The sequence below is a fragment of the Tanticharoenia sakaeratensis NBRC 103193 genome (genome assembly GCF_000963885.1).
Classification (GTDB): domain Bacteria; phylum Pseudomonadota; class Alphaproteobacteria; order Acetobacterales; family Acetobacteraceae; genus Tanticharoenia; species Tanticharoenia sakaeratensis.
Window position 1 is genome coordinate 22,661 of record NZ_BALE01000033.1, and the last position, 10,641, is coordinate 33,301.

Annotated in this window: 8 protein-coding genes; 5 read left to right on the forward strand and 3 right to left on the reverse strand. The window is 62.9% G+C overall.

Going from position 1 to position 10,641, the window contains the following annotated elements; all coding sequences use genetic code 11:
- The first annotated feature begins 178 nt into the window (after nt 1-178).
- The 3 genes from B8446_RS11160 (at nt 179) to B8446_RS11170 (ending at nt 5,049) form a co-directional block, all read left to right on the forward strand.
- Entirely contained in the window at nt 179-1,648 is a 1,470-nt protein-coding gene (locus B8446_RS11160) for an ABC transporter substrate-binding protein/permease (RefSeq protein WP_148505959.1), read from the forward strand.
- Nucleotides 1,649-1,723: 75 nt separating this feature from the next.
- Nucleotides 1,724-3,421 carry a methyl-accepting chemotaxis protein gene (locus B8446_RS11165; protein ID WP_053053829.1) on the forward strand — a complete coding sequence of 566 codons (1,698 nt, stop codon included), beginning with the start codon at nt 1,724-1,726 and terminating at the stop codon, nt 3,419-3,421.
- A 119-nt stretch (nt 3,422-3,540) separates the two neighbouring features.
- Nucleotides 3,541-5,049, forward strand: a complete 1,509-nt coding sequence (locus tag B8446_RS11170; protein WP_048849623.1) for a mannitol dehydrogenase family protein — start codon at nt 3,541-3,543, stop codon at nt 5,047-5,049.
- A 1-nt stretch (nt 5,050) separates the two neighbouring features.
- Here B8446_RS11170 and B8446_RS11175 read toward each other — a convergent pair whose 3' ends face one another.
- Nucleotides 5,051-5,740 (reverse strand): HAD family hydrolase, encoded by a 690-nt coding sequence (locus B8446_RS11175; protein WP_048849625.1) that lies wholly within the window; start codon nt 5,738-5,740, stop codon nt 5,051-5,053.
- A gap of 173 nt (nt 5,741-5,913) precedes the next feature.
- Here B8446_RS11175 and B8446_RS11180 point away from each other — a divergent pair, with 173 nt between their 5' ends.
- A complete protein-coding gene (locus B8446_RS11180; RefSeq protein WP_241767753.1) occupies nt 5,914-7,227 on the forward strand; it encodes a purine-cytosine permease family protein in 1,314 nt (437 codons plus the stop codon).
- Between the two features lie 58 nt (nt 7,228-7,285).
- Here B8446_RS11180 and B8446_RS11185 read toward each other — a convergent pair whose 3' ends face one another.
- The gene (locus B8446_RS11185; protein ID WP_048849627.1) at nt 7,286-9,442 is read right to left on the reverse strand and encodes a TonB-dependent receptor; all 2,157 of its coding nucleotides are present in this window, start codon (nt 9,440-9,442) and stop codon (nt 7,286-7,288) included.
- 244 nt (nt 9,443-9,686) lie between these two features.
- On the opposite strand from B8446_RS11185, the gene B8446_RS11190 reads away from it, so the two are divergent.
- Nucleotides 9,687-10,346: a GntR family transcriptional regulator gene (locus B8446_RS11190; RefSeq protein WP_048849630.1), complete on the forward strand. Its 660-nt coding sequence runs from the start codon at nt 9,687-9,689 to the stop codon at nt 10,344-10,346.
- A gap of 13 nt (nt 10,347-10,359) precedes the next feature.
- Here B8446_RS11190 and B8446_RS16485 read toward each other — a convergent pair.
- On the reverse strand, nt 10,360-10,641 hold a 282-nt coding region (locus B8446_RS16485), incomplete at its 5' end, for a hypothetical protein (protein WP_206742562.1).

Consider the following 10,641-nt stretch of genomic DNA (forward strand, 5'->3'; position numbering starts at 1 on the left):
GAGACGCGCGCTGCATGCGAGTGCCACGCGCAGTACCGCAGCCGGGCGGTGCATGCGTCACGGCGCTCGATGTCGTTCGCCCATCTTGGGAAATTTTCGAACCCTGATTGCAACCTTGCGGACTCTGCTTCAAGGCCTCGGAACACGAAACATACGGCACTGGCCAAGGCTTTGCGCCATGGCCATGCTGCTCGCGGTCCTTCCTGCACATGCTGACGGCACGCTGTCCTGGGCCTCCGACGGACAGGCCAACGTGCCGTACGTGTTCCATGATCCTGCCGACCAGAACCGGCTGACCGGCTTCGAATACGAGATCGTGCAGGCGTTGAGCCGCCGCTTCGGCATGACGCCCCGGTTCATTCAGAACGATTGGGACGGGTTGATCCCAGGTCTGCAGCGCGGGCTGTACGGCATGGTGCTGGACGGCATCGAAATGACGCCGGAGCACGCGGAAGCCGTGCTGTTTTCGCGCCCGTACTACGTAACCGCCGAACGCATCACCCTGCGGCGTGACGAACCCGATTATGACACGCTGGAAAAGCTGCATGGCCATGTCGTCGGCACGATCAAGGATACGCTGGCCGAGCGCATGCTCCGTCACGATCCGTCGATCACCCTTCGATCCTACGAAGAGGAGACCAACGCGTATTCCGACCTGCGCGATGGGCGGCTGGACGCCATCCTGCTCGATGGGCCGATCGCACAATATTATGGCCAGACGCAGGACGATCTGAAGGTTGTCGGCGCGCCGATCGGTCGTATCGCCTATGGCATTGCCTTTGCCCCGGGCAATCACGCCCTGCATGATCGCGTGGATGCCGCGCTGGCCGGACTGATCGCGGACGGAACCCTGCATCGCATTCTTGCGCGCTGGGGCCTGTGGACGCCGCAGATGGCGAACGAGACGGGAGACCACAGCACCCCTGCCGTCACGCCGAGCGCGTGGGATGCCTATCGCGCAGCACTCGCGCCCCGTGTCGGATGGCGGATGAAGCTCGACCGCTATGTCGGCTTCATTCCTCTGATCCTGCACGGCGCCTGGCTGACGCTTGCGGTCTCCGCGCTGGCCATGGTGCTGGCGGTGGCACTTGGCCTCCTGCTGGCTCTGATGCGCGCCTATGGACCAAAGCCCGTGGTCTGGGCCGGCACGCTTTATGTGGAGGTGGTGCGCGGCACGCCACTGCTGATCCAGGTGCTGTTCATCTTCTATGGCCTGCCGTCCCTCGGCGTGCGCCTCTCGCCGTTCGTTGCAGGCGTCATAGCCCTCGGGCTGAACTACGCGGCATATGAGGCCGAAAATTACCGCGCCGGCCTGACATCCGTTGCGCGTGGCCAGATGGAAGCCGCCATCGCGCTCAATCTCACGCATCGGCAGGCGTTGCGCCTAGTCATCGTGCCGCAGGCCTTTCGCATCGTGGTTCCGGTCATGACCAACGACTTCATCTCTCTGCTCAAGGATTCGTCGCTGGTCAGCGTCATCACCCTGACGGAACTGTCGGAAACCTACGTGCGTCTGTCGGCCACGTATTACGATTATCTGGGCCCCGGACTGATGGTAGGGGCAGCCTACCTGGTTCTCGGGCTGCCGTTCGTCCGGCTGGCACGGTGGGCGGAACGGCGCATGGGACGCGCCATCTCATCGCGCTGAGGTCGCGCAGTAACCTTTTATAAGGAAATTCCGGATAGGACTGGTCGCGACATAGTCTGAAGGCCGCGATTTACAATGTTCCGACCCCGCCTGCGTCACGAGATTTCCTCCCTGAAAATCGGGGCGCTCGATGTTCTGAGCGGCAACGTCATGATCGCGGATGCGAATTTCGTCATCCGCTACCTCAATCCCTCGCTGCTGGGTTTTCTTCGGTCCGCCGAAGCCGCACTTCGCAAGGAATTTCCCGATTTCGATGCCGATCAGCTGATCGGCCGCTCGATCGACGTTTTCCACAAGGCGCCCCAGCATCAGCGCATGATGCTGAGCAGGCTGGACAGACCCCATCGGGCGACGATTGCGGTCGCGAACCGCCGCTTCGATCTTCACGTGTCCCCACTGGGCGCGCCGGCGGCGCGGCGCGGTTATGTCGTGGAATGGGCCGATGCCAGCCTTCGGCTGACGAATGATGACTACAGCTGCAAGATTGCGGCGCTGGACAAGTCGCAGGCTGTCATCGAATTCGCACCCGACAGCACGATTCTGGATGCCAACGAGAATTTCCTCAAGGCATCCGGTTATCGCCTTGAGGAAATTCTCGGCAAGAAACACGCCATGTTCATGCCGGCCGGAATGGCTGCGACGGCGTCCTATCTCGCCTTGTGGGATGCGCTGCGGGACGGTGCATTTCGCAATGGCGAGTTCGAGCGTGTCAGCAGGAACGGGCGCAGGATATGGATCCAGGGATCCTATAACCCGATCCGCGACCACACGGGCGCGGTCGTCAAGATCGTGAAATTCGCAACCGATGTGACACCGCGCGTTTCGGCCGTCATGCAGATCGGCGCGGCGCTGAGCGCTCTGGCGTCGGGCGATCTCAGCCGGGAACTCGACCACCCCCTCACTCCGGAGCTGGAACCCGTCCGCCGCGATTTCAACGACGCTGTCTCGCGGCTCCGCGCAACCCTGCGCCAGGTGAAGGTGCGGTCCGCATCCATTCTCAACCGTGCCGAACAACAGCGCGCCACGACATGCGACCTGTCGAACCGCACGACACAGCAGGCAGCGGCCCTGCGGAACACGGCGCAGTCGGTCGACACGGTCACGGCCGGTGTCCGCAGCATGGCCAAAAGTGCGCAGGGTGCCCGCGACATCGTTAACATGGCAGGTGGTGATGCCGCGCGCTCGGGCGCGATCGTCGGCAAGACCATCGATGCCATGAGACGTATCGAAGAATCATCACAGGCAATCAATCGCTTCATCGGCGTCATCGACGACATCTCCTTCCAGACCAATCTCCTGGCTCTCAATGCTGGAATCGAAGCGGCGCGTGCGGGGGAAGCAGGGCGCGGCTTCGCCGTTGTCGCTTCCGAGGTCCGTGCTCTAGCGGGCCGGTCCGCCGAAGCGGCCCGGGAGGTCAAGGCACTTGTGATCTCCGCGAATGACGCCGTGGCCCAGGGTGTCTCGTTCGTCGGACAAACCGGCGATACACTGAAGACGATCGCCAGTCAGGTCGGCGAGATCGACGCAACCGTGACGCAGATCGCGGTATCGGCCCATGAGCAGGCCACGAGCCTCGATCAGGTCAACAGCGGCGTCGCGGATATGGATCGTGTCACCCAACAGAATGCACGCCATGTCGACGAGACGACAGAGGCGAGCTACGCGCTGGCGACCGATGCGACGGAACTCGATGCCCACGTCGAAATCTTCCGTCTCGATGCCGATCACGGCGCGTCGATCATGACACGAGCCCCGGAGGAAGTCCCTGCCTGAGGAGCAGGCAGAGGGGCGCGGTGTTCACAACGTGTGGAGTGACGCATAATTGGTGGGACGTATGGGGCATGTCGCGGTTTAGGGATGGGTCATCCTGAAAACAGCCACGAAAGTTTCCAATGCCGTTATCCGGACCTGTCTCTGCTTCACGCCTGTTGTCACGTGCGACGCTGCGCGACATTCCCGATACGGTCCGCATACCGCCCTTTGACGTCGGTGCATTGCGCACCGGGATCGTGCACCTGGGATGTGGCAATTTCCACCGCGCCCATCAGGTTGCCGCAACGCATGCCGCCATCGCGGCGGAAGGCGAGGCAGGCCTGAAATGGGGCATCGCATCCGCCGGCATGCGCTCGGCCGATCTTACCGATCGACTGACCGCGCAGGATGGTCTTTTCACCCTCCTGCATCGCGAACCTGACCGGACAGATGCGGTCGTCATCGGCGGCCTGACGGACACGTTTTTCGCGGGACAGGACGAGATCGGTCTGCCCGCGCGCATTGCCGCTCCTCAGACTCGGATCGTGACACTGACCGTGACGACCAGCGGCTATTATCTGACGGCGGATGGCCGGCTGGATCCGGAAAACCCCGCGATTCGCGCGGATCTCGGTGCAAGACGGCCACGCAGCGCCGTCGGAGCCCTGGCGAAAGGCCTGGCCCTGGTCCGGGCTCAGGAAACCACGCCTCCGACCATCCTGTGCTGTGACAATCTGCCGCACAATGGTGCTGTGCTGATGCAGGCCGTCTGCGATTTCGCACGCCTTGGCGGCGACGACGGGCTTGCCGACTGGATTGCACAGACTGTCCGCTTTCCGACCACGATGGTCGATCGGATCGTGCCGGCGACGAAACCGGAAGAACTGACCGACGCGCGGACAGCGCTCGGAGGGATCGTCGACCTTGCGCCCGTCGCCTCGGAGCCATGGTTCCAATGGGTCATCGAGGATTTCGATGGCCCTCGTCCGCTGTGGGAGGCTGCAGGGGCCCGCTTTGTGGCCGACGTGACGCCGTTCGAGACTGCCAAGCTCAGGATGCTCAACGGCACGCACATGCTCCTTGCCTATGCCGGTGCCCTCGCCGGATGCGACACGGTTGCCGAAGCAGCCAACCATCCGGTCATCGGACCTATCACAGGGCGCTTCATGCGGCGGGAACAGTCGATCGGCGTCGCCTTTTCGCCCGAGGCGCTTGATACGTATACACACGATTTGATGGTGCGGTTCCGCAATCCGTCAATCGTGCACCGGATGGGACGGATCGGGCGCAACGGCTCCGCCAAGATGGCAAGCCGCGTGGTGGAACCGATGCGTGAGAACCTCGCGGTCGGACGGCCGGTCACGGATGCGACATTCCTGATCGCATGCTGGATCCGCTGGCTGATCCTGCACGAGCGCGATGCGCTTGACCTCCCGCTGGAAGATCCCCGGCTCGCGCGCCTGTGCGCCATCTGCGCGGATGCGCGGGACGACCATGTCGCGCAGGCGGAAGCGTTCCTTGCCATGGAAGAGGTATTCGGCCCGCCGCTGCCGGATCACACAACACGTGTTCAGGACATCGCAAGCCTGCTGCAGGCCATGGCGCACGAACCGGCCAACACCGTGTTCGCGCGCCATCTGGCTGGCTGAATTATCGTGCGCGGGCGCGCACGTCCTTGAGATAGTCGAGCGCGCCGTGCAGATCGTCGAGCACGAAAAGCGCGCGGGCACGCACGTCGTCCGGAGCCGAGATCAGGTCGGGGACGACGATCGTGCGAATGGCGGCCGCCTGCGCGGCCCGCGCGCCACTGGGTGAATCCTCCAGCGCCAGACACTGCGCCGGTGCAACGCCAATCTTCGAGGCCGCCAGCAGATACGGCTCCGGGTCCGGCTTGCCCCTTGTCACGTCATCGCGGGTCACGATGACGTCGAACCGTTCCAGCAGGCCAACCAGGCCCAAGTGATGATCGGCACGGTAGCGGCTCGAGGATGTCGCAATCGCGCGCGGCATCCTTTCGGCATCGAGATAGTCGAGAAGCGGCACGACGCCTTCCTTCGTCACCAGACGCCCGGCATCCACCATCGCACGCAGGGCGACCTCCTGTGCCTCGAACAGTCCTTCGACCGGCGCGTCCTCGCCGAACGTGTCGCGCACGAGCTGGCGGCACTGATCGGCCGGAATGCCGATCATCCGACGGCAGAACGACAGCGGCATATCGTAGCCCATGGATCGGCCGGCGGCTTCCATGGCCTCCATGGCCAGCGTCTCGGAATCGAGCAGAAGCCCGTCCATGTCAAAAATGACGCCGTCGATGGGCGCGTGCGTGGTGTCGTTCGTCATCGGCCTGTCCCCGTCCGTTGCAGCCTCCGTCGTGCCCCACATCGCCCGCGATCCGCAACCCGCAACGCAAACGTTGCGAATCCGGTTATACTGCCCTCGCCTTTCCTTGCCGCCTTCGGAGCAAAACCCTGTCCGACACCGCTGCCACGATCGAACACCACACGATCGGCCCCATCCCGCACGACGCTCGTCACGGCCGTGCGCGCGATCTTTTTACCGTCTGGTTCGGTGCGAACGTGATGATCCTGACAGTCGTGACAGGCACGCTCGGCCCCGCGATCTTCCATCTGGGCTTCGCGGCTTCCCTGCTGGCGATCGCCTGCGGCAATCTTGCGGGCGGCATCTTCATGGCGCTGCACGCGGCCCAGGGTCCGACGCTGGGCGTGCCGCAGATGGTGCAGAGCCGGGGCCAGTTCGGACTCTGGGGCGCTGCCGCCATCATGATCCTGGTCGTCATCATGTATGGCGGGTTCGCCGCATCGAATCTGGCGCTCGGCGGGACAGCATGTGCCCGGATCGCACCGTTCCTCGGCCATGGGGGCGGGATCGCGGCCATGGTCGGCTTCAGCGCCGTGCCTGCAGTGTTCGGCTATCGCCTGATCCACGCCGCGAACCGGTTTGCGACGGTTACCGGCGCAATCGGCTTTGTCGCGCTGGCGATCGCGACGATGCCACTGTGGCTGTCGCCGACCCTCTGGACGACAGGGCACTGGTCGGTCGCAGGCTTTGTCGGGGCATTGTCCATCTCCGCGGTCTGGCAGCTCGCCTACGCACCGTTTGTTTCTGATTATGCGCGATACCTCCCGACCGGGTCCCAGGGGTCGCGGCATGCGTTCACCGCAACCTATGGCGGGAGCGTCGCCGGATCGATGCTGGCGATGATCCTCGGCGCCCTGATCGGTGCATCCGGCATCCGAGACGCCACCGATTACCTGCTGCACGCAGGTGGCCTCGGACACGCGGGCCTCGCGTTGCTGATGCCCGGCCTTATGACGGCAAATGCGATGTGCCTGTATTGTGGTGCCCTGTGTGCGATCGGTGTTGCGCAGACGTTCCGGCCAAAGGCACGTTTCGGCGCCGGCAGCCGGATCAGCCTGACGCTCGTCATAGCGGCCGCGACCACACTCGCCGGCGCCGCGATGTCGCGCGACTTCCTCGACAGCTACACGTCGATGCTGGCGATCCTCATGACGATGATGGTGCCGTGGACGGCCATAAATCTCGCAGACTATTACCTGGTTCGGCACGGCCATTATGACGTGGACGCGTTCTTCGCACCCGATGGCGGCCGCTATGGCCTGATCGACTGGCGCGCCTGCTGCGCCTACGTCGCAGGTGTCCTTATTCAGGTGCCCCTGATCGCCAATCCGCTTTATACTGGACCGCTGGCTTTCGCGCTGGGCGGCATCGACCTTTCATGGGTCGCAGGGTTGGTCGGCACGGGTGTGCTGTTCCTCGTTCTTGCCCGTTCGCGCATCTCGACATGAGTGTGCACGCCTGAACAGCATCAGCTTCGGGCAGGACGCAATGCGCCGTGCAGACCCTTCAGAAGGTCTGCGACACGGTCCCCATTACCCAGCGCGGCGGTCCGTATGCAATCTGGGAACACCCGCACAGGCCCGACAGGTCGAAGCCCACACTTTCGTAGCGCACGTCGCCAAGATTCTGGCCATTGATGGCGAGCTTCAGCCCGTGCCGACCCTGCCACGATGCCGTTGCCGACGTCAGCACATAGCCACGCACGCGCGTCGCGTCGAAATTCGTGAGAGACAGATAATAGGTCGACGTGTAGGCCGCGCCGGCCTCCAGTGCCGCCGTGCCGCCAAACGCAGGCCACGCGTAACGGATCATGCCGCTTGCATGGAATTTCGACGTATAGGGCGGCCGGCGCGTATAGCTCAGACCGGTGATGATGTTGTCGAACACCTGTGCGTCAACATACGAGCCTGTGGCCTGCAAACTCCAATGCCGGTCCGGATGCCAGTCTGCGGAGACCTCTCCTCCCTTGAACGTCGCGGGATTGTTTGTCACCTGACTGCCGGTGAAGCGGATCAGTCGGAATACCTGCAGGGACGGAAAGTCCTCGTAGAACAGGGCGCCTTTCAGATTCAAGCGATCGTGCAGAAGCGACTGTTTCGCCCCGATCTCCCACGCGTTCACGGCTTCGTCGTGATAGGGAATCTGGCTGTCGGGATAGGTCGTCCCGCCAGCGAACGGCGCATTGAAGCCGCCTGACTGCGCGCCGCGCGCAAAGCCTGCATACAGAAGCGTATCGGGGCGTATGTGCCAGTCGAGCCGGATTTCGCCTGTCGGCATCAGATCATTGATCGTGCCGCGATACGATCCCCGTGCCGGACCGAGCGAGGCGCCCCCTGCCGTGAACAGATCCGAGCGATAGGTGAATTGCTTGCGATCATCGGTCAGCCGGATGCCCGCGTTCAGCGTCAGCGTTCTGGTAAACGCATAGGCGCCATTGGCGAAACCGGCGATGCCGTTCGTCGACAATCCGTATGCGCTGTCGATACGGTATGGCAGGATCATTTCGCTGTCCGGCGAGACCTGAACGTCGGTATTGACCTCGTAAACGCCAGCGCGCCAGCGCAGTCGTCCGGCCGAGCGGCCCAGGCTCAACTCTTCTGTCACGGTGCGCGAAGCACCCGGCGTATTGGAATTGAAGAACGCGACAGGCGTTGCGTCCGCGTCGATCTGCAGGCGCTGGTTCTGCCAGATCGCACTCGACAGCCAGCGAAGATCGAGACCGTGCAGGTCATAATGAGAATCCGCGACCGCACCATAGAGCGAAACGTGGTCACCTCGATCGCGGGCTGCATCCGAGTTCATCTCAAGCGCCTGCGCGGAACTCGGCTTAGTGCCAAGCAGGGTCGGCTGACTGACGACGACGGAATTCAGCAATGCGCCGCTTGGCGAGAGCACGTTGCGCGTCGAAAGCGACAGATAAGGCCCCCAGGAAGAGAAAGCCCGCGTATAGATCGCTGTGATGCGTGTGCGAAACGCACCACCGGGATGCACGTCGAAGGCCGCGCGCAGACCATATGATTGTGAGGCCCCGAGATCCTGCCCGGCTGGATCGAGGTTGCGCCACACCGCGCCGTTGCGTTCCCAGTAGCCCGCAAGACGGGCGCTCACGGCCCGTAAAATCGAGCCCCCATAGGCCGCTTCCACGCGCGTGTCGTCGAACGATCCATGGCCGACCGATACATAACCTTCCGGCGCCAGCGTCGGTGCGCGGCTTGCCACGGCTACCGAGCCGCCCAGTGCGTTTCGACCGCCATCCGTGCCCTGCGGTCCCATGCGCACCGCAATGTCGGCCGTGTCGAACAGCGCGATGCTGGCGGCATTCGCGCCGACGACATAGGCCCCATCCAGATAAAATGCGTTCGGACTTTCCGCGATGGGCGAAAAATCCTGCTGCGACAGGCCGCGGATCGACAGTGTCTGCTCCTGGCCGCCATAGGATCCTGCCAGGTTCACGCCTGGAGCGAACTGGGCAAGATCCGTGACTCGCCGCATCTGGTGAGCTGCGATCGCTGTTGCGCTCACCACGTCTTCACTGCCACCCGACTGGCGAGCGCGCCGGGTCGCGGACTTCGCTTTCACGACATGATGTTCGACATGCGCCTTGGTCGAAGCCTCCGTGGCCAGAGCCGCAACTGGCGCGCCGAACAGACAGGCGACGCCCACGCCGTAACAAAACCTACGTGCGGTCCCTAGCCTTGTCCGATGAGGGGCCAACGCTCCCCTGCCCGATCGGCCAACGGCCGTCCCATTGCGTCCGGCAACTTCGCTCGCACGATGACCGCCTTCGAACTCCACCAGGCACCCGGTGCACAGGTTTATCGATAATTTTGGGAAAATCTTCATTTGAAGGCGGTGATATGCGATAGATGACCCGATCGTCACCCGTAATGGCCATAGATTATCGATAATGAGAGAGCCAACCGTTGCCGACCGCATTGCCGCCGCGCTGGCACATCGCATCATCATCGGCGATCTGGCGCCCGGCGAGCGACTTCGTCAGGACGCACTGGCATTCGAATACAACGCAAGCCAGGCCCCGGTTCGGGAAGCATTCCTCCGGCTGGAAGCACAACGTCTCGTGGTCAGCAGGCCCCGCCGCGGGCTGTGCGTGGCGCCGATCGAACCACATGACGAGCGCGAGATCGTCGCGATGCGGAGCGCACTGGAAGTGCTGGCACTGCGTCACGTCCGTGTTCAGCCCGGCGGCAGGCAGCTTGCGCAGCTCGATGAAGCCTTGATGGCGGGATACGCAGCCCGGGATCTGAGCGAGTGGGAGGCCTCCAATCGCGCGTTCCATGTGCGTCTTGCAGAGCTATCGGGAATGCCGCGGCTGATCGCGTCGATTTCGGACCTGACGCTTGCCTACTCTCGCCATGTCTTTTCCATGGAACGGTCGGCACACTGGACGCCGCGGTCGAATCACGATCATCAGCAGATCTACGAGGCGATCCTTCAGGGCGACATCACCACTGCCGCGATCTTTCTCGAAAATCACATCTGGGCAGCCGAACGCCTGCGTTCACGTCCGCCATCCGCGGCGGCGGAGGGGCGCTTTTCTGGTAGGTAGAAAGTGTTTCGAGTTATTCTGGGCGCCCAGCTTGCGAGAGAAATTGAGGATATATTTTTAAAACACGCAAGTAAAAGAACAATATAACAAAGCGAGTAACACGCTTTCTTTGGGTTGATTCCACTCGGCGCCGAGTCGGGCAAATAAGAGTTGCGACGATCAACACAACAATATCTATGCCTGACTCATCAGGAATAGCTGCGACCCGCAGCAAGCTGATCTTTGGGCCAGAAAGCGCCGCCGGAACGGTTATACCAAAGGGCATAGCTGCTGACTCGTTGGTGATGTGACACTT

Coding starts and splice junctions, on each gene's coding strand:
- B8446_RS11190 (WP_048849630.1), top strand. CDS start 9,687: ATGAGAGAGCCAACCGTTGCCGACCGCATTGCCGCCGCGCTGGCACAT.
- B8446_RS11160 (WP_148505959.1), top strand. CDS start 179: ATGGCCATGCTGCTCGCGGTCCTTCCTGCACATGCTGACGGCACGCTG.
- B8446_RS11165 (WP_053053829.1), top strand. CDS start 1,724: ATGTTCCGACCCCGCCTGCGTCACGAGATTTCCTCCCTGAAAATCGGG.
- B8446_RS11175 (WP_048849625.1), bottom strand. CDS start 5,740: ATGACGAACGACACCACGCACGCGCCCATCGACGGCGTCATTTTTGAC.
- B8446_RS11170 (WP_048849623.1), top strand. CDS start 3,541: ATGCCGTTATCCGGACCTGTCTCTGCTTCACGCCTGTTGTCACGTGCG.